Raw genomic sequence first — 18,837 nt, 5'->3', positions numbered from 1 at the left:
GGCCATGGGCCCAGGCGGAGGCCCGGGGGTATGCCTGGCCCTACCCCAGGTCTAGGCCCTGCCGCACTGCGCCGGCCCGTCCCTGCCCGGTTTCGTGGAAGCGACACCGACACCAGGGGGACCCCATGACACACGACGCCATCCGGCTGGACTCCGTCACCAGGGCATACGGCCCCTTGACCGCACTCGCCGGCATCTCCCTGGCGTTCCCCGCCGGGACCTTCACCGCCGTCATGGGGCCCTCCGGCTCCGGCAAGTCGACCCTGCTCCAGTGCGCCGCCGGCCTGGACCGGCCCACCTCGGGCTCGGTCACCCTCGCCGGCACCGAACTGACCGGACTGAGCGAGCGCCGGCTGACCCTGCTGCGCCGCGAGCGCGTCGGATTCGTCTTCCAGGCGTTCAACCTGCTGCCCTCGCTGACCGCCGAGCAGAACGTCGCCCTGCCGCTGCGGCTGGCCGGCCGGCGCGTCCCGAAGGCCCGGGTGCGCCAGGCGCTCCAGCAGGTCGGCCTCGCCGAACGAGCCCGGCACAGACCGTCCCGGCTCTCCGGCGGCCAGCAGCAACGCGTCGCCCTGGCCCGGGCGTTGATCACCCGCCCCGACGTGCTGTTCGCCGACGAACCGACCGGCGCCCTGGACACGCGGACCGGCCGCGAGGTGCTCGGGCTGCTGCGCGGCATGGTCGACCGCGAGGGCCAGACGGTCGTCATGGTCACGCACGACCCGGTGGCCGCCGCGTACGCCGACCGCGTGGTCTTCCTCGTCGACGGGCGCGTCCACGGGGAGTTGACCGCTCCGAGCGCCGACACCGTCGCCGCGCGCATGACCCGTCTGGAGGCCGTGCCGTGCTGAGCGTCGCCCTGCGCACCCTGCGCACCCGCTGGGCCACCTTCACCGGCAGCTTCCTCGCGCTGTCGCTGGGCGTGGCGCTGCTGACCGTGACGGGCCTGGCCCTGGCCTCGTCGGCCACCGCCCCGCAGCGCGCCCCCGAACGCTTCGCGACGGCGCCGGTGGTCGTCAAGAGTCAGGACGTGCTGCGCGTACCGACCCCGATCGGCGACCGCGCGTCCCGGCTCGCCCACCCGCGCCCGGTCCCCGCCACGACCGTCGCGGCGTTGCGGAGACTGGGCCGGGTCGTGGCGGACAGGTCCTTCGCCGTCCACGCCCCGGCCGCTCCCTCGGACCTGGTCGGCCACCCCTGGTCCACCGCCGCGTTCGCCCCGTACGACCTCGCGGCCGGGCGGGCCCCCCGCACCGCCGGCGAGGTCGCCGTCACCGGCGACTGGGCACGCCCCGGCCGGCGCCTGCACACCGACCGGGGCCCGGTACGCGTCGTCGGCACACTCACCTCACGGGGCTTCGAGAACGCCGTGTTCTTCACCGACGCCCGTGCGGCCCAACTCGCTCACAGGGTCACCCAGTTGGTTGTCCAAGCCGATCCGGCGGCCGTACGGCAGGCGGTGGGCGACCGCGCCCAGGTCCTCACCGGGACCGCGCGCCGCCTCGCCGACGCCGACCCCGGACGGGACGGCGAGGCGGTCACGGCGATGAACTCCCTGTTCGGCACCGCAGGCGGCGTCACCGCCTTCGTGTCGGTCTTCGTCGTGGCGTCGACCTTCGCCTTCGCGGTCGCCCAGCGGCGCCGGGAGTTCGCCCTGCTGCGCACCGCCGGGGCCACCCCGGGCCAGATCCGCCGGACCGTCCTCACCGAGGCCCTCGCCGTCGGCACCCTCGCGTCGGCCACCGGCTGCGCGCTCGGCTCCCACGCGGCGCCCCGCCTCGCGGCCTGGGTCGTCGGCAACGATCTCGCCCCGGCCTGGTTCACCATCGGCGACCACGCCTGGCCGTACCACGCGGCCTTCTGGACCGGCCTGCTCGTCGCGCTGTGCGGAGCGACCGCTGCGTCCTGGCGGGCCGGCCGCACCGGCCCCACCGAAGCACTGCGCGAGGCCGCCGCGGAGACCAGGACTCTCACCCGGGGCCGCCTGCTGTCCGGCACGGCCCTGCTGCTGACGGCCGCGGTGACCCTGGGCCTGTCCCTGGCCGGAGACCCGGTCGGCCTGCTGCACCGCAAGTCCTACGTCAGCCGCCCGATGCTGCTGATCACCGCGGCCGCCCTGCTCTCCCCGCTGGTGCTGCGTCCCCTGATCCGGCCGCTGACGTGGCTGCCGGGCCCCTGCGCCCTGCTGGTCCGCGAGAACACCGCCGCCGGGATGCGCCGCACCGCCGCGCTCGCGGCCCCCGTCCTGGTCACCGTCGCCCTCGCGGGCTCGCTCCTCGGCGCCACCGCGACCCTGAACCGGGCGAAGACCACCGAGACGAGTGAGCGCACCACCGCCGCCTTCGTCCTGACCCCGCCGGCCGGCACCGGCTTCGACCACGCCGCCCTGCGCAGACTGCGCGCCGTCCCGGGCACCGAGATGTCACCGACGTCCTCCACGTCCGTCCACGTCCTGGAGGACGGCGTGGCCCTCATCCGCTCCGAGGCCCGCGCGGCCACCCCCGGCCCCCTCGCGGCCACCACCCGGCTGCCTCTGGCCGCCGGAGCGGTGAGCGACCTCGACGACGACTCGATCATCGTCAACGAGGAGTGGCGGCGTCACCGGGTGGGCGACCGGGTCCTGGTCTGGCTCGGTGACGGAACGCCGCGCACCCTGCGGATCGCCGCGGTGATGCCCACCGGCACCGGGGACCACGGCGTCTACGTCACCCCGCGCAACGCCCCGGGCGCCACGGTCGACCGGATCGACGTGGCCCTGACCGCCGGCGCGGACCCGGAAACCGTCGCCACCGCCCTCCGCCAGGCACTCGGCACCGGGAACGGCCAGGTCCTCACCCGGGCGGAATGGATCCGGGCCACCCATCCCGAGACCAAACGCACCACCCGCCTCGGCCTCCTGCTGGTCCTCGGCATCGCCCTCCTCTACACGGGCATCTCCGTGGCCAACACCATGGTCATGGCGACGTCGGACCGGGCCCGCGAGCTGGCCGTGCTGCGGCTGGCCGGCGCCACCCGGTGGCAGGTCCTGCGGCTGACCGGCGCCGAGGCCCTGACGGTCGTGACGGCCGGCGCCCTCCTCGGCCTCCTGGTCGCCGCCGTCAACCTGGCCGGCATGGCGAGCGCCCTCGCCCTGCTGTCGGCCCCGGTCGCGATCGAGCTCCCCTGGCAGGCCCTCGGCACGACGACGGCCCTGTGCGCCCTCCTCGCCGTGACCTCCGCGCTCGCCCCGGCCGCCCTCGCCCTGCGCCGCCGCCCGGCGGAACTGGCGGGCGTACGGGAGTGAGGAGACAGCTACGGGGACGCCCCGAGGCCCGGTCCATCTCATGATGAAACCGATAACCTGGCAGCCGTGAAACGGACCTCGTTCGACACCTGGCCCTGCTCCATCGCCCGCACCGCCGACATCCTGGGCGACGCCTGGAGCCTGCTGGTGCTGCGCGAGGTCTTCTACGGCGAATCCCGCTTCGACGGCTTCATCGGCTCGCTCGGCATCGCCCGCAACACCCTCACCGACCGGCTGCGGCGCTTGGAGGCCGAGGGCCTGCTGCGGCGGCAGGCCTACCAGAGCGACCCGGTCCGCCACGCGTACCTGCTGACGGACAAGGGCCGTGACTTCTTCGGCGTCCTCGCCGCGATCAACGCCTGGGGCGACCGCTGGCTGGCCGGCGACGAGGGCGCCCCGGTCGTCCTGCACCACACGCCCTGCGGCCACGACACCGAGGCCCGGGTCGTCTGCTCCGCCTGCGGCGAACCCCTGCGCGACCAGGACATGACCGCCCGCACCGGCCCCGGCTACCCGGCCCGCCTCCTCGACGAGCCGGCCGTCCGGGAGCGCTTCGCCTCCGGCCGGCCGCTGTCGAACGGCCGGGCCGACGAGGACTGAGGGCATCCTCGCCGGCCCGGAGCGGCACCCGTCACCGCACACCGGGCTCCCTGACGCGTTCGGCGTCGCAGTAGTCCTGGTGCCAGTAGGGGTACGGCAGCGGCGGGGCGCTGACCTCGTCGAGCGCGGCGCGCTCCTCGGGGGTGAGCGACCAGGCCGTGGCGGCCAGATTGTCGGTGAGCTGGCGTTCGTTGCGGGCACCGATGACGACCGATGTGACGCCGCGCCCCTCCAGCGCCCAGCGCAGCGCCACCTGGGCCGGGGTCACCCGCCGCTCCTCGGCGATCTTGCGGAGCACGTCGATGGTGTCGAACGTGCGCTCGGGATCGACCGGCTCGAACCAGCCCACCGCCCGCCGTGTGCCCGGCGGCGGTGTGGCGCCCCGCTCCTGGTGGCCGCTGAGCAGACCGCCGGCCAGCGGGCTCCACACCATGACGCCCACACCCTCGGCCTCGGCCATGGGCAGCAGCTCCCACTCGACCTCGCGGGCGGCCAGGCTGTACTGGATCTGGTGCGAGGCGAACCGCTCCAGACCCAGCCGCTCGCTGGCCGCCAGGGCCCGGGTGAGCTGCCAGGACGTCAGGTTCGAGGCACCCACGTAGCGGACCTTGCCGGACCGCACCAGGTCGTCCAGCGCCCGTAGGGTCTCCTCCCACGGGGTGCGGCCGTCCCAGCCGTGCGTCTGGTACAGGTCGATGTGGTCGGTGCCCAGGCGGCGCAGACTGGCCTCGACCGAGCGCACGATGTGGTGCCGGGACAGTCCACGGTCGTTCGGACCGCTGCTGCCGTCCGGCATCTGCCAGCGCACCTTCGTCGCGATGATCACGTCGTCGCGCCGGTTGCCGAGGGCCGCGCCGAGGACCTCCTCCGCCTGGCCCGCGGAGTACATGTCGGCGGTGTCGAAGAAGTTGACGCCCGCGTCCATGCTCAGGTGGACGAGCCGCCGGGCCTCGATGGTCGTGAGCTGTCCCATGTGCTGGAAGCCGTGGCGGCCGCCGAACGTCATGGTGCCGAGGCAGATCTCGGAGACCTGCAGGCCGGTGCGGCCCAGGTAGCGCATACGCATGGGGATCGGGGTCCTCTCGGTCTCAGCGGGCGTCGGCCGTGACCTGCTCGTCGAGCACCTGGGCGGGACTCGGGGCGGTCTGCCGGGGCCGCAGGAACGCGATGGCGATCAGGCCCGCGACGAGCAGCGCGCCCGCGGCGGTCAGCAGGCCGTCGCGCACCCCGTCCAGAACCGCGGCGGGGCCGCTGCCGTCGGAGGCGTCCATGCCGGCCGCGGCGACCGTGGCGAGGACCGGCGTGCCGACGGTGACGCCGAGCTGCTGGCCGGTGTAGGCCAGACCCGTGGCCAGGCCCTGCTCGTGGTCCGGCAGACCCGAGGTCGCGGTGATCATGTAGCCGACGACCGCGAGGAGGTGGCCGAAGCCGCCCGTCGCGGTGGCCACCAGCAGCAGCGGCATGCCGGCGTCGCTGGTGTCGAGGAAGAAGAGCACGGCCGTGCTCGCCGCCTGCAGCAGCAGGCCGTACACCAGCGCCCGGTGGACGCCGATGGCGCCGATGATCCGTGCCGCGAAGGCACCGCCGAGGACGGCCGCGACGCCCAGCGCGGCGAACGTGAACCCGGCGTTCAGCGGCGTCATCCCGCGCACCTGCTGCATGTACAGCGTGAGCAGGAAGACCATGCCGGTCATCATCGCGAAGGTGACCAGGCCGGTGGTGTTGCCCCAGCTGACGGTACGGCGGCGCAGCACGTTCAGGTCGACGAGCGGTGCGGCGACCCGCGACTCGACAGCGAAGAAGGCGATCAGCAGCACCACACCGGCGGCGAGGGCGAACAGGGTCGTGCCGGCGCCCCAGCCGTTGCGCTCGGCCGAGGTGATGCCATAGATGACCGACAGCAGGCCGCCGGTGACGGTGACCGCGCCGAGGACGTCCAGCCGCGGCGTCTGCTCGTTGCGGCTCTCCTTGATCAGGGCCGGGGCGGCGATCGAGGCGACGAGGCCGACCGGGACGCTGATGAAGAGCGTGACGCGCCAGCTGGTCAGGTCGGTGATGACACCGCCGAGCACCACGCCGGACAGGAAACCGAGCGACAGCAGCGCGCCGTTGATGCCGAGCGCGCGGTCGCGCTGCGGGCCCTCCGGGAAGCTGGTCGTCAGCAGGGACATCGCCGCCGGGGTCAGCATGGCGGCCGCGACGCCCTGGGCCGCGCGGGCCGCGAGCAGGAACCCGGGCGTGGGGGCCAGGCCGCCGGCCAGGGAGGCGACCGTGAACAGGGCCATGCCGGCGATGAACCAGTTGCGGCGGCCGTAGAGGTCGGCGGCCCGGCCGAAGAGCAGCAACAGGCCGCCGGACGGCAGGGCGAACGCGGTGACCACCCACTGGAGGTCGCTCAGCGCGAAGCCGAGGTCCTTGCCGAGGACGGGGAGCGCGACGCTGAGGATGGAGAAGTCCAGGGCGAGCATGAACTGCGCGCCGCACAGCAGGGCGATGATGAGCCACTGGCGCGTGGTGAAACGCGCCTTGGCGGGCGAGTTGACGGCATCGGAAGTCATGGGTCGAGGCTCGCAATCCCCAACCCGCCGCGGGGAGCCCGTACTTATCCTGGGTTTATGACCACCAGCCTCAACGCAGTACGGGAATCCCGTCGACGCGAGGAACTCAGGCAGTTCCTGCGCACCCGCCGGGAGCGTCTCCGGCCCGAGGACGTGGGGCTTCCGCCGGGAGCGCGCAGGCGCACACCGGGCCTGCGCCGGGAGGAGGTCGCGATGCTCGCCGGCATCGGCGCCTCCTGGTACACATGGCTCGAACAGGGCCGGGACATCAAGGTGTCGGAGCAGGTCCTGGACGCCATCTGCAGGACGCTGCGCCTCGACGCCGTGGAGCGGGACCACCTCTACCAGCTGGTGGGCATGAACCCACCGCGGCGCACGGCGGACGACTCCCCCGGCACCGCGCAGCTGACGGCCCTGCTGGAGGGCTGGATGCCGAGCCCGGCGTACGTCATCGACCGATGCTGGAACATCGCGGGGACCAACAGGGCCGCGGAGCTGGTCTTCGGGTTCCGCGAGGGCGACACCAACTGCCTGGTGGCCTTCTTCACCAACCCCGCCTTCCGGGCCCGCCACCGTTATTGGGAGGAGATCGCCCCCGGTCTGGTGTCCGAGTTCCGCCGGGACGCGGCCCGCTACCCCGACGACCCGGAGTTCACCCGGATCTCGGACCGGCTGACCGAGGAGAGCGCGGAGTTCGCCGAGCTGTGGTCGCGGTACGAGATCACGGCGGCCAACCGGGGCGTGAAGGCCATCGACCATCCGCGGGCGGGGTGCCTGATCTTCGAGCACTCGGTGCTGCAGATCCCCGACCGGCCGGGCGTCCGGCTGATGCTGCACACGGCGCAGGCCGGTACGGACACCCGCGAGCGGGTCGTGCAACTGCTGGACCGGGACGCCCGCAAGGACAGGATCTCGCTGGTCGAGGCCGGTTGAGGAGGACCGCACGAGAACCACTGGAGAACCACAAGAGACCTGTACGGGAAGTCAAGACAGGGCTCGATCCTGTGACAATGCTCTGATACACATGACCGCGAAGGCCGGTTCCCGTGAGCGGAGGAATACGTACCGTGGTCAGCAAGAGCAAGATCGCAAGTGTGGGTGCCGTCGCCGCGGTGACACTCGGCGCCGGATTCGTCCTCCAGCCCGTCGCCCAGGCCGAGGTGCCGCCGGTGAGCGCGGTCGTCCTGAGCCAGGGCGTCACGTCGGCGCCGTTCAAGATCAAGGCCGACGGCGACCGCAAGGTGCTCTACCGCAAGGCGGTGGTGCAGCCGGGCGCCTCGACGGGCTGGCACTACCACGTGGGCGAGGAGATCGCCGTCATCGACTCCGGCACCTTCACCCGCGTCGAGGGCTCGGACTGCTCGGTGCGGGAGTACGGCCCCGGCGAGTCGCTCGTGGAGCCCGTGGGCCCGGACACCGTGCACATGGGCATCAACAACGGCACGGAACCGGTGGAGTTGTACGTCGTCGACATCATCCCCAAGGACGCCACCTCCCCGACCGTGCCCGCCCCGGACCCGGGCTGCGACACGAGCGGCGCGTCCGCGGCCCGCGGGGGCCAGTGATGCGGCTGCCCCGCCCGCTGGGCATCTCGGGCCCCTCGCTCTGGCTGCCCCCCGGGCGGCAGAGCGCGCCGGAGGCCGTCGGGCTGGCGCTGGTCGACCAGGAGACCGTCGACGAACTGGGCTGTGACGCGCTGCCGGTGGCCGACCAGGCGCCGCCCGAGATGGCGGTCGAGGCGGGCCGCCGGGCGCTCGCGGCGGCGGACGTGGACGCCCGTGCCGTGGGCCTCCTGCTGCACGCCTCGATCCACTACCAGGGCCACGACCTGTGGTCGCCCGCGCACTTCATCGCCGACCAGCTGGGCGCCGACGCCGCCGTGCCGGTCGGCGTCCAGCAGGTGTGCAACGGCGGTGCGGCGGCCGTGGAGCTGGCCGCCGCCCGGCTGTTCGTCGAGCCCGGCCTCGGCCACGCCCTGGTGACCACCGCGGACGCCTTCCTCGATCCGGGCTTCGACCGGTGGAGCGGGGACTACGGCATCGCGTACGGCGACGGGGCCACCGCCCTGGTCCTGCACCATCTGCCGGGGAACGCGGGCGGCAGGCCGGCCGACCTGGTACTGCACTCCCTGTCGACGGTGGCCGCGCCCCGGCTGGAGCGGATGCACCGGGGGGACGACCCGTTCAGCCCGGCCGCCCGCTCGCTCGGCCCGCGGGTCGACATCCGCCGCACCAAGAAGGCTTACCTCCAGGCGGAGGGCATGGAGACGTTCACCGAGGCGAGTAGCGGTGCGCTGCGATCGGCGGTGGAGTCCTGCCTGGCGGGCGTGGGCCTCACGGCCACGGGCGACGTCCCGCTGCGTTACGTGGTGGCCCCGCGCCTCGGCCGCAAGACCGTCGACCTCGCCTACGCGCCCCTGCTGACGAAGCTCACCGGCGCGGAGCTGCTGCGCCCCGGAGCCGACACCGGTCACCTCGGCGCCGGCGACACCGCGGCCTCCCTGTCCGAACTGCACGCCCGCCGGCTGCTGGGCCCCGATGACTACGCCCTGGTGGTGAGCGCCGGCGCGGGCTTCACCTGGTCCTGCCTCCTGGTGAGCGGCGCCTGAGCCCGACCACCGCTCGTCGTCCGCCGGGCCGGTATGCCGCCAACGCCGCCTGCCCGGGCGGGCGAGCCGGGCTGGGCTCCGCCCCACCGGCCCGAACACCCGCGCCCCGGACGAACAGGCAAGGACCAGCGGCACCGGCGCCCCCGCGGGCAAGCGACCGCCGGCACCTGCTGCCCACCCGGCGGATGCGCGAACGCTGCCCACCCGGCGGATGTACGGGACGACCGCCCCCGGGTGTACGGGACGGCCGCCCATCCGGCGAGACAAGCGAGGCCCCGCACTCCCACCGGCGGGGGCCGGCGAGCAAGCCGCCGTCCCGGCACGACGCCGCCGCGGCAGGTGAGGAGAGGCCGGTACCGCACACCACCCGGGGCCGCGGGGCCGGGTGCCCCGCGGCCCCGGGTGGTGTGTCCTGTCGGCTCAGCCGGCCGGCTGCATGGTCGGCCTGGAGAGGTGATGGACCATGCTCCGTACCGCCACCCGGTCCTGCTGACGCCCGGAGCACTGCTCGACCGGCCTGGGTCGCGTCCGGTCCAGGGAGGGCTCGCCGCGCAGGATGTCCTGCTCCATCTGGACCAGGAACGGCGAGGGCTCAAGGCCCAGTTCGTCCACCAGGCGGGCGCGCAGCCGCCGCATGACGGCGAGCGACTCCGCCCGACGCCCGCACCGGTACAGCGCCAGCATCAGGTGCCGGTGGAAGTTCTCGTGCAGCGGGTGGCGGGCGGTGAGCTCGGTGAGCTCCGGCACCAGCCTGTGGTGCGCGCCGCGCTGGAGATCGGCGTAGATCCGGTGCTCCTGCGTGCACAGCAGCGACTCGTCCAGGTGGACGATCCGCGCGCCGAGCAGCTCACCGGCCTCCACGTTGACCAGCGCCGGACCGTGCCACAGCGCCACCGCCTGGTGCAGCAGCTCAGACCCCCGCACGAATTCACCGCGCTGGACGGCCGCACTGCCGGCCTCGGCCAGCAGCTCGTATTCCGTCATGTCGAGGGCGACCCTCGAAGTGGACAGCACATAACTGCTGCCCTCGGTTATGAGAATTTCGTCGGCGACCTCGCCGGCGCTCTTCCTGAGCGCTTCCGCGATGGTCCGCCGGACTTGGCCGATATACGTCTGGATCGTGGCCGTGGCGGTGCGCGGCGGATTGCTCCCCCACAACTCCTGCACGAGCGCGTTGACCGATACCGCACGATCCGCATTCACGGCCAGTAAGGCAAGAAGCCGACGCGGCTTGGGCGCCAGAACGATCGGCTCCGACTCATCGTCGAAGACCGTCATCGGGCCGAGGACATGAATCTGCACCATTCCCCCTTATTGGTACATCCATCCCGTCCAGCGACGGAATGGCCGAACCTCTGCCCCTCGGAGCGGCATCAACCACCTACCCTGAGTGACCAGCCAACCATAGCAGGGTTTTGGCCAGAATACGCTTATAACATGCACCAGGCACAAATGTTTACGCACCGGAGCAGTGCCTGTTACCTGCCTCACACTTCCCGAAAAAAGGGAACCACGGTGAATGCTCCTCAGAGCCATTCACCGTGGTTATCCCGGCCGTGCCGTATGCAACTTTATGACGGGCCCACGCCCTGCCGGATCAGTCCAGAGAACCCAGCAACGCTATCGCCCGCTCCAGGTACTCCTCGAAGTGGGCCAGCTCTTCGGGCGTGAATTCAGCACTCAGTGAGCCCTCGACCCGCAAGGCCGCCTTGTCGGCTTTCTTGGCAATGGCGCGGCCCGCCCGGGTCGCCCGGTTGACCACGACCTTCTGATGGAGTTCCGAGGGTTCACGAAACACCAGACCGGCCTTTTCCAGGTTGGTCAGGACCGTGGCCATCGTCTGCGGCGTCACCATGCACTCCCGTGCGAGCTGCGCCGCGGACATGCCGTCGGAGACCGACAGCAGCAGCAGGACCGAGTACTGGGGCACCGTCAGGCCGAACTCCCGCAGCACTTCCGTCTTGCGTGCGATGAGGGCCTGTTCCGCCCGCTTGATCGTGTGCCCGAGTCGGCCAGCGGCGACCGTCTCCGTCGTCGTGTTCGCCATGTCAATAGTCTTGCATACGGCAGAGGACGAAGCAGTAGTCGTGCATTGCCTTCGCCAGGCCGGCCTGCGGTCCTTCCCCGGGGCTGTTTCGGTCACCGGGCCTTCCGTCGCCGGACGGCCGGGATCGCGCAGGTCAGCCGTGCTGTGCAGGTGCGCCGGCCCTGCTCGTCGCTGATGACGATCTCGTAGGTGGCGGTGTGCGTGCCCAGGTGCAGCGGTCGGCAGGAGCCGGTGACCTTGCCCGAGCGTGCCGCGGCGTGGTGGGTGCAGGACAGCTCCTGGCCGACGATGATCCGGTCGGCTCCCGCGTGCACCCAGGCGGCGAGCGAGCCGAGCGTCTCGGCGAGCACCGCGTTGGCCCCGCCGTGCAGCAGGCCGATCGGCTGGCGGTTGCCCGCCACCGGCATGGTGCCGACCACGAGATCGGGGTCGCAGTGGGTGATCTCGATGCCGAGCCGCTCCACCAGTTGCTGGTCGACGTAGGGGGGCAGGACCTCGACGGGCCCCAGGGCGGTTTGAGTCATGACCGGCCCCTCAGTGCGCGGAGGCGGGCTCGGGCGACGCCGAGGCCGGGTCGCCGGACGCTTCGGCGGGCGCGTCCCCGGACGGCTTCCCGCCCGAGAGCAGGCTGCCGACGACGACCGCGCTGACCGCGCACGCCGCCGCGACGATCCACATGGTGGTGTGCAGACCGGTGGCGTACGCGTCGGCCATCGCGGTCACCGCGCGGTCCCGCACCTCGCCGGCCGGCAGCGACGCGGCGGCCTCGGTCAGACCGCCCTGCAGCGCCCGCGAGGTCAGCGCCTCGGCGCCGCCCGGGTACGCGGACACCGCACCACTGTCGAGGGCGCTCTTGGTGAGCGCCGTGACGAGGGTGCCCAGTCCGGCCATGGAGACGGCGTCGGAGGCGAGCCGCACCGTGTTGAACATGCCCGCGGCCATGCCCATCCGCTCCGGCTCGACGGCCGAGACCGCCGCGCCGTCCAGGATGCCGAGCGAGATGCCGTACCCGATGCCCAGGAAGAGCAGGGGACCGGCCAGTGCGGCCGTCGAGGCACCCGGCTCCATCATCGTCAGCCAGGCGGCGCCGACGGCGGAGAAGCACAGCAGCACGACGAACAGGGCGCGCTGTGAGACCTTCTGTGCGACCACGCCCGTGACGGCGGGCATCACCAGCGACGGGCCCGTCAGGAGCAGCAGGACCAGGCCGATGCGGACGGCCGACATCCCGCTCGTGGAGGTCAGGTAGGGCGGCAGCACGATGACGAGTGCCACGAAGCTGAACGCCAGCACCAGCGGCACCAGGCAGACGGCCAGGAACTGCGGGCGGGCGAACAGGCGCAGGTCGAACATCGGGTGCTCGGTGCGGCGTTCCACCGCGACGAAGGCCACCATCAGGAACAAACAGCCGACGGCCGAGCCGAGCACGATCGGGTCGGTCCAGCCCCGGCCCGGCCCCTCCACCAGGGCGAGCACGAACAGGGCGACGCCGAAACCGAAGGCGAAGGTGCCGGTCCAGTCGAAGCGCGGCCCGCGGTTGGGCTCCGAGCGGGGCAGCAGGGGAGTGCTCAGCAGGACGAGCGCGGAGACCGCGGCCAGCACGAGGAAGACCGAACGCCAGCCCCACAGGTTGACCAGGACGCCGCCGAACATCGGCCCGAACGCCAGGCCCGCTCCCAGGAACGTGCCGAAGAGGCCGAACGCCTTCGCGCGGGCGGTGCCGTCGAAGGACTGCGCCAGGATCGCGGTGATGGAGGCGAGCGCCGCGCCGCTGCCGAAGCCGGCGATCGCGCGCGAGACGTCGAGCAGCAGGATGCTGTTCGCGAGGCCGGACACGGTCATCCAGAAGGCGAAGAAGGCCATGCCCCAGGTGAACATCCTGCGGTGGCCGATGCGGTCGGCGAGCGAGCCCATGGCCGCGAGGCTGCTGGACGCGGTCAGCATGTAGCCGTCGACCACCCACTGGGCGGCGGCCAGTGAGCTGTGCAGATCGGCGCCGATGTCGGGGACGGCCACGGACGGGCCGGTCACCACCAGGGTCATGAGCGGGCCGACGACGCACGCCGCGGCGAGCGTGGCCCGCGGGTTGCCGGTGGACACGGAGGATCACCTCTGTCTGTTCGTTGTCACTTGGATGTAGTCAGCTATGTGTAAGAACCCTGGCATAGATTAGGGGAGAGGGCACAGCTACTGTCAATGTCGTATGGCAGAGTTCTGTGTAAAGATGAGGGCCTGTCAATCGACGGACAGGTACGGCACACGGGCGAGTGGGAAAGGCGGTGCGCACGGCGATGCGCAGGATCCAACTGGGCGGCTCACAGCGGACCTTCGCGGCCGTCGGCCTCGGCTGCATGGGCATGTCGTGGGGGTACGACGAACTGGGCCGGGACGAGAGCGAGTCCATCGGGGTCATCCGGCATGCCCTGGAGATCGGCGCCGATCTGATCGACACGGCCGACCAGTACGGCCCGTTCACCAACGAACTGCTGGTCGGCAAGGCGCTGCGGGGACACCGCGACAAGGCGCTGCTGGCCACCAAGGGCGGGCTCGTGGTGGACGACCCCGCCACCTACCGCAGCCACCGGGACGGCCGGCCCGAGTATCTGCGCGCCGCCGTCGACGCCAGCCTGAAGCGGCTCGGCGTGGACCATGTGGACCTCTACCAGCTGCACCGCATCGACCCCGAGGTGCCGGTGGAGGAGAGCTGGGGTGTGCTCGCGGAGCTGGTGAAGGAGGGCAAGCTCGGCGCGCTCGGCCTGTCCGAGGCGTCGGCGGAGGAGATCGGCCGGGCGCAGGCGGTCCACCCGGTGGCCTCCGTGCAGAGCGAACTTTCCCTGTGGAGCCGCGACGCCCTGACGAACGGCGTGGTGGAGTACTGCGGGAGTGAGGGCATCGCGTTCATCGCGTTCGCCCCGCTCGGCAGGGGCTTCCTGTCCGGGTTGATCAGCAGCCCGAAGGACCTGCCGGACGTGGACGGGCGGCACCGGATCCCCCGGTTCCAGCCCGAGGCCATCAGCGCCAACCAGGCCATCGTCGACCGGGTCCGGACCGTGGCCGACCGGCTCGGCGCGACGGTGGCCCAGGTCGCGATCGCCTGGGTGCTGGCTCAGGGCGACCACGTCGGCGTCATCCCCGGCACCAAGACCCGCCGCTACCTGGAGGACAACGTGGCGGCCGGTTCCCTGACCCTGGCGCCCGAGGACCTGGCGGAACTGGCCGCGCTGCCGGAGGCGGTCGGCGCACGCTAGACGCTCCGCGGGAACACCGCGACACCCCGGGCCAACGGCCGAGCCACACCGACGTGCTCCTACGGCCGACGGTACGCCGGGGGATCCTACGGCCCGACCGCACGCGAAGGGGGGCAGCGCTCCCACAGCCCGGCCCCACGCAGGAGCGGCGCCCCTACAGCGGCGCCCCTACGGCCCGGCCCCACACGGGAACGGCGCCCCACAGCCCGACCGTGCCCGGCGACGGCGGTGTGTCCGCCGCGGTTGTGGTGCGCCGGCCGGTTGCGATCCGGCGTACGCCTCGAAGCGCCGGCCCCGCCCCGCCCCGCCCCGCGCCCTCACCGGGCACGGGACGGGGCGGTCGTGTGTCACACCGGCTGGCGCCGGGTGCCGGTCACGAGGGTCGCCGGGATGACCGGCCAGCCGTGTTCCGCCGCGTGGGCCGCCATCCTCGGGTTGGCGCCGACCACGGTCGGGTGGCCCACCATGCGGAGCATGGTCAGGTCCCCCGGGTCGTCCCCGTAGGCATGGCAGTCCGCCGGATCCGCGCCGAACTTCTCCAGCGCCTGCCGGACCGCCTCCGCCTTCGCCGGACCGAACATCGCGTGCCGGATCCTTCCGGTCATGCACCGGTCCGCGTCCAGCTCCGGCTCGGTGCACAGGACCAGGTCGACCCCGAGGTCGTCGGTGATCGGGTGCAGGGTCGCGGGCCAGGAGCCGGAGATGACCACCGTGTGGTGGCCCGCCTCCTGGTGCCGGCGCAGTCGGGTAACGGTCGGCTCGATGAACGGCGCCCCGCCTTCGCGCAGTTCGGCGTACCACTCGCGTGCCTCGGCGACCACGTCGTCCCAGGGGACGCCGGTGTGCAGCTCGTAGAACTTGGACACCACCTCGACGGGGGTGACGCCCATGGACGCCAGCCGCCGCAGCGGCTCCACCAGCCGTTCGTACTCGGCGCCCCTCACGTCCCCCTGCCGCCGCAGCCGGTGGCGCAGCAGCGAGAACGGGGTCTTCATGGCGATGAGTGTCTCGTCGGCGTCGAAGAACGCCACCACGGGACGGGAGTGACCGGTGGTCAGCGGGGGCAGGGCAGTGGTCATGGCCGACTCCTGAGGTGGGCCGCTCGGGTGAGCAGATAGGTGGTCTCCTGGGGCCGCCGGGGGTCGAGCCGGGCCAGCAGATGGCCGTCCGGACGGACCACGGCCACGGCCGGTCGCGGACCGAGCGCCGCGGCCAGGCCCTTGGGGACCGCGCGGGTCAGATCGAGCACGGGCGTGCCCTCGGGCAGCGCCCGCCGCATCCCGTCGCGGGTGCGCTGCCAGTCCGGCGGCGGGGTCCGCGCGCCGGGCCACAGCAGCACGGTGTGCCGGTCCCGGTCGATCGCCGGCCAGCCGCCGGTGCCGGGACGCGGGGGCGCCCCGGCCGGGCCGGTCCCGCCCGAGACCATCACCGGCAGCCGGGGATGGCGGTCACCGCCGTAGCTCACGGCCGTCTGGCCGAGCTGCGGGGCCAGCTTGCGCTGGAACAGGCCGGTCCGGTCGGCGGCCATGAACGCCGCGTCCCGGAGGGCGACCTTCGCCGGGGAGTTGACCAGGCCCGCCTTGGTCAGCAGCTCGGTCGAGCGCGCCACGTCGTGGGAGACCGCCCGGCGCTCGGTGTCGTAGGAGTCCAGGATCGACTCCCCGAACTCCCCGCGGATGACGCCCGACAGTTTCCACGCCAAGTTGAACGCGTCCTGCATCCCCGTGTTCATGCCCTGCCCACCGGCCGGGCTGATCACGTGCGCGGCGTCGCCGGCCAGGAAGCAGCGTGCACTGCGGAAGCTGGAGGCGATCCGGACCCGCACCCGGAAGGAGCCGCTCCACAGCAGTTCCTCGACCCGGCTGCGGCCGGCCGCCCGGTCGTCGACGACCTGCTGGAACATCTCGCGCGGCGGCGGGTTGTGCTCGTCGTACGCGTCGTGCGGCACGTTCAGGGCGATGCGGTGCACGCCGTCGCCCATCGGGCCGAGGACCATGGCGCCGCTCGGCGCGTAGCAGTAGTGCGACAGGTCCTCGGAGAGGGTGGTGGTCAGCCGGGCGTCGGTGATGGCGAACGACACGTCGACCGGCGGACCGTCGTAGGCGATGCCCAGTTCCTTGCGGACGGTGCTGTGCGCTCCGTCCGCGCCGACCAGCCAGCCGGGCTCCAGCTCCTCGATCCGGCCGCCGTCGTGCTCCAGCTTGACGACCGGGCCGCCCGGGGTGTTGTCCAGGGCGGTGAGCCGGACGCCCTCCTCCAGGGTGCCGCCGAGCGCGGCGAGCCGCCGGCGCAGCACCTGCTCGGTGTCGTTCTGCGAGAGCGTCAGCGCGAACGGGTACGGCGAGTCCGGCAGCCTGCTCATCCAGGCCGTCGCCAGACGGCGGCCGCGCGAGTAGAACGCCGTGCCCGCCAGCCGGTGGCCGATGCCCAGCAGGTCGTCGGTCACCCCGATCCGGTCGAGCAGTTCGAGGTTGCGCGGCCAGATCACGTTCGCCCGGGAGTGCGCCGAGTGCCCGCGCCCGGCGTCCACGACGCGGACCGGGATGTCCCGCTGCAGCAGCTCGCAGGCGACGACCAGACCGACCGGGCCCGCCCCGACGACCAGCACGGGCGCCCCGGGCCCACGCCCTGTCAGGCCGCCCACATCAGCCCCCCGTTGACCTCGACCACACTGCCGTTGACGTACGAGCTGTCCTGCGAGGCGAGGAACACGGCGGTGGCACCGACCTCCTGGGGACGGCCGAGCCGCCCGGACAGGAGCCGGCCGCGGTAACTCTCCCAGGCGCGCTCGTTGGCGGCCAGCTCCTTGCCCATGCCCTCGTCGATGTAGCCGGGTGACAGGCAGTTGACCGTGATGCCCTTGGGGGCCAGTTCGGCCGCCGAGGTACGGGTGAACATCTCCACGGCGGCCTTGCTCGCGCTGTAGGCGGACGCGCCGATCGCGGCCCGGCCGGCCACGCAGGACGACACGTTGATGATGCGGCCGCCGGCGCCCGTCGCCTCGCGCCGGGTGGTCATCGGGCCGATCACCGCGCGCGTGCAGAGGAAGACACCGGTCAGGTTGGTGGCCAGGGTGGTGTTCCAGTCGGCCACCGAGAGCCGGGAGATCTTGCCGTCACGGCTGACCCCCGCGTTGTTGACCAGGATGTCGACGCCCCCGTACGTCTCGACGGCGGTGGCCATCAGCCCCTCCACCGAGGTCTCGTCGGTGACGTCCGTGTGGTGGTAGAGCAGCCGGTCGCCGTGGTCGTCGGCGAGTTCCTTGATGTCGTAGGGGTTGCGTGCGGCGACGACGACCGAGGCGCCCTCGGCGAGGTAGGCCTCGGCGATCGCCCGGCCCAGTCCCCGCGTGCCCCCGGTGATGACGGCCGTCTGTCCGTCGAGCCTCATGGCTCCTCCGATGCTGCGTGTGGTGTACGTGTGTGGTCGATGTGCCGGTGCCGGTGTCGGTGCGGAACGCGGAGGCAGCGGCTCGGGACGGGCGTCAGTACCAGGTCAGCAGCGCCGCGCCCGCGGTCATGCCGCCGCCCACCGACGCCAGCAGCACCCGCTCGCCGCGCCGCAGCGGCCGTTCGCGGTGGGTGGCGTGCAGGGTGAGCGGCACGGAGGCGGCGACGGTGTTGCCCAGGTGCGGCGCGGTGTACGCGACCCGCGCCGGGTCGATCCCGGCGTCCGCGACGAAGGCCTCCAGGAGCCTGGTGTTCGCCTGGTGGAAGACGAACCGGTCGACGTCCTCCAGGGCCAGACCACAGTCGTCGAGCGTCACGGCGGTCAGTTTCGCCAGCACCGACAGCGCGTAGTCACGCACCGCGCGTCCGTCCATCCGGAAGAAGTGCTGCCCGGCCTCGCGGGCCTCGGCGTCGAGCGGCGTCCGGGTGCCGCCGGCCTCCACGCCGACGTAGTGGTGGAACTCGCCGTCCGTGACCAGCTGCACCGACCGCAGGCCGTAGCCCTCGGGCACCTCGCCGAGCAGGACGGCGCCCGCGCCGTCACCGAACAGGCTCACCGTGCGCCGGTCGGACCTGTCCATGATCGTGGAGAACATGTCGGCCCCGACGAGCAGCACGTGCTCGCCGTGCCGGCCCGCCTTCAGCAGGCCCTCGGCAACCGCGAGACCGTAGAGGAAACCGCTGCACACGGCGTTGATGTCGAAGGCGGGCAGGGTGGACAGACCCAGCTTGTGCTGGAGGATCGCGGCCGTGGACGGCTGCGGCACGTCCGGGGTGCTGGTGGCCACCACCAGCGCGCCGAGCCGCTCGCGCACCTCGTCGGAGACGCCCCGGAGCGCCTCGCGGGCGGCGGGGAGGGCGAGGTCGGACGTGGTGGTGCCCGGCTCGGCGTACCGCCGCTGGAGCACTCCGGTGCGTTCGGTCACCCAGGACTCGGGCATCCCCGTCCAGGCGCTGATCTGCTGGTTGTCGACGACCTTGGCCGGTGTGTAGGAGCCGATCGACAGGACACCGACTGGCATGGTTTCCCTTTCCTGTGCTTTC

At 72.6% G+C, this 18,837-nt stretch carries 17 protein-coding genes; 7 read left to right on the top strand and 10 right to left on the bottom strand.

The features are described 5' to 3' along the window. Positions 1-125 precede the first annotated feature (125 nt). The 3 genes from AC07F0_RS04330 (at position 126) to AC07F0_RS04320 (ending at position 3,883) form a co-directional block, all read left to right on the top strand. Entirely contained in the window at positions 126-851 is a 726-nt protein-coding gene (locus tag AC07F0_RS04330) for an ABC transporter ATP-binding protein (RefSeq protein ID WP_478974013.1), read from the top strand. Beyond that, entirely contained in the window at positions 845-3,283 is a 2,439-nt protein-coding gene (locus AC07F0_RS04325; RefSeq protein WP_478974010.1) for an FtsX-like permease family protein, read from the top strand. Before AC07F0_RS04330 ends, AC07F0_RS04325 begins: the two co-directional genes overlap by 7 nt. Positions 3,284-3,349: 66 nt before the next feature. After that, complete coding sequence (locus AC07F0_RS04320) at positions 3,350-3,883, top strand: winged helix-turn-helix transcriptional regulator (protein WP_478974007.1); 534 nt, start codon at positions 3,350-3,352, stop codon at positions 3,881-3,883. 31 nt (positions 3,884-3,914) lie between these two features. Here the strand turns inward: AC07F0_RS04320 and AC07F0_RS04315 are convergent, their stop codons facing one another. After that, the gene (locus tag AC07F0_RS04315) at positions 3,915-4,949 is read right to left on the bottom strand and encodes an aldo/keto reductase (protein ID WP_478974004.1); all 1,035 of its coding nucleotides are present in this window, start codon (positions 4,947-4,949) and stop codon (positions 3,915-3,917) included. A gap of 22 nt (positions 4,950-4,971) precedes the next feature. Then, complete coding sequence (locus tag AC07F0_RS04310; RefSeq protein ID WP_478974001.1) at positions 4,972-6,441, bottom strand: MFS transporter; 1,470 nt, start codon at positions 6,439-6,441, stop codon at positions 4,972-4,974. Positions 6,442-6,498: 57 nt separating this feature from the next. Between AC07F0_RS04310 and AC07F0_RS04305 the strand changes: the two genes are divergently transcribed. From AC07F0_RS04305 to AC07F0_RS04295, 3 genes are all read left to right on the top strand, one after another. Next, positions 6,499-7,374, top strand: a complete 876-nt coding sequence (locus AC07F0_RS04305; protein ID WP_478973998.1) for a helix-turn-helix transcriptional regulator — start codon at positions 6,499-6,501, stop codon at positions 7,372-7,374. A gap of 134 nt (positions 7,375-7,508) precedes the next feature. Next, positions 7,509-8,006 carry a cupin domain-containing protein gene (locus AC07F0_RS04300; RefSeq protein ID WP_478973995.1) on the top strand — a complete coding sequence of 166 codons (498 nt, stop codon included), beginning with the start codon at positions 7,509-7,511 and terminating at the stop codon, positions 8,004-8,006. Continuing rightward, positions 8,006-9,049, top strand: coding sequence for a 3-oxoacyl-[acyl-carrier-protein] synthase III C-terminal domain-containing protein (locus AC07F0_RS04295; protein ID WP_478973992.1), 1,044 nt, complete (start codon positions 8,006-8,008; stop codon positions 9,047-9,049). Before AC07F0_RS04300 ends, AC07F0_RS04295 begins: the two co-directional genes overlap by 1 nt. A gap of 420 nt (positions 9,050-9,469) precedes the next feature. On the opposite strand, the gene AC07F0_RS04290 is transcribed toward AC07F0_RS04295, so the two are convergent. The 4 genes from AC07F0_RS04290 to AC07F0_RS04275 form a co-directional block, all read right to left on the bottom strand. Next, on the bottom strand, positions 9,470-10,327 hold the full coding sequence (locus tag AC07F0_RS04290; protein WP_478973990.1) for an AfsR/SARP family transcriptional regulator: 858 nt from the start codon (positions 10,325-10,327) through the stop codon (positions 9,470-9,472). 319 nt (positions 10,328-10,646) lie between these two features. Further along, positions 10,647-11,096, bottom strand: a complete 450-nt coding sequence (locus tag AC07F0_RS04285; RefSeq protein ID WP_338780061.1) for a MarR family winged helix-turn-helix transcriptional regulator — start codon at positions 11,094-11,096, stop codon at positions 10,647-10,649. A gap of 92 nt (positions 11,097-11,188) precedes the next feature. Further along, entirely contained in the window at positions 11,189-11,620 is a 432-nt protein-coding gene (locus tag AC07F0_RS04280; protein ID WP_399413664.1) for a hotdog fold thioesterase, read from the bottom strand. Positions 11,621-11,630: 10 nt separating this feature from the next. Beyond that, positions 11,631-13,196 (bottom strand): MFS transporter, encoded by a 1,566-nt coding sequence (locus tag AC07F0_RS04275; protein ID WP_478973987.1) that lies wholly within the window; start codon positions 13,194-13,196, stop codon positions 11,631-11,633. 191 nt (positions 13,197-13,387) lie between these two features. On the opposite strand from AC07F0_RS04275, the gene AC07F0_RS04270 reads away from it, so the two are divergent. After that, positions 13,388-14,344 carry an aldo/keto reductase gene (locus tag AC07F0_RS04270; RefSeq protein ID WP_478973985.1) on the top strand — a complete coding sequence of 319 codons (957 nt, stop codon included), beginning with the start codon at positions 13,388-13,390 and terminating at the stop codon, positions 14,342-14,344. Positions 14,345-14,691: 347 nt separating this feature from the next. On the opposite strand, the gene AC07F0_RS04265 is transcribed toward AC07F0_RS04270, so the two are convergent. The 4 genes from AC07F0_RS04265 to AC07F0_RS04250 form a co-directional block, all read right to left on the bottom strand. Beyond that, the gene (locus AC07F0_RS04265) at positions 14,692-15,423 is read right to left on the bottom strand and encodes an HAD family hydrolase (RefSeq protein ID WP_478973982.1); all 732 of its coding nucleotides are present in this window, start codon (positions 15,421-15,423) and stop codon (positions 14,692-14,694) included. Then, a complete protein-coding gene (locus AC07F0_RS04260) occupies positions 15,420-16,952 on the bottom strand; it encodes an FAD-dependent monooxygenase (protein WP_478973979.1) in 1,533 nt (510 codons plus the stop codon). The genes AC07F0_RS04265 and AC07F0_RS04260 overlap by 4 nt, the downstream gene beginning before the upstream one ends. Positions 16,953-16,975: 23 nt before the next feature. Next, a complete protein-coding gene (locus tag AC07F0_RS04255) occupies positions 16,976-17,734 on the bottom strand; it encodes an SDR family NAD(P)-dependent oxidoreductase (RefSeq protein ID WP_478973977.1) in 759 nt (252 codons plus the stop codon). 94 nt (positions 17,735-17,828) lie between these two features. Continuing rightward, on the bottom strand, positions 17,829-18,815 hold the full coding sequence (locus AC07F0_RS04250) for a 3-oxoacyl-ACP synthase III family protein (RefSeq protein WP_478973974.1): 987 nt from the start codon (positions 18,813-18,815) through the stop codon (positions 17,829-17,831). Positions 18,816-18,837 lie beyond the last annotated feature (22 nt).

It is taken from the genome of Streptomyces sp. NPDC045955 (genome assembly GCF_056430805.1).
This window is presented reverse-complemented; position numbering and strand designations above follow the sequence as displayed.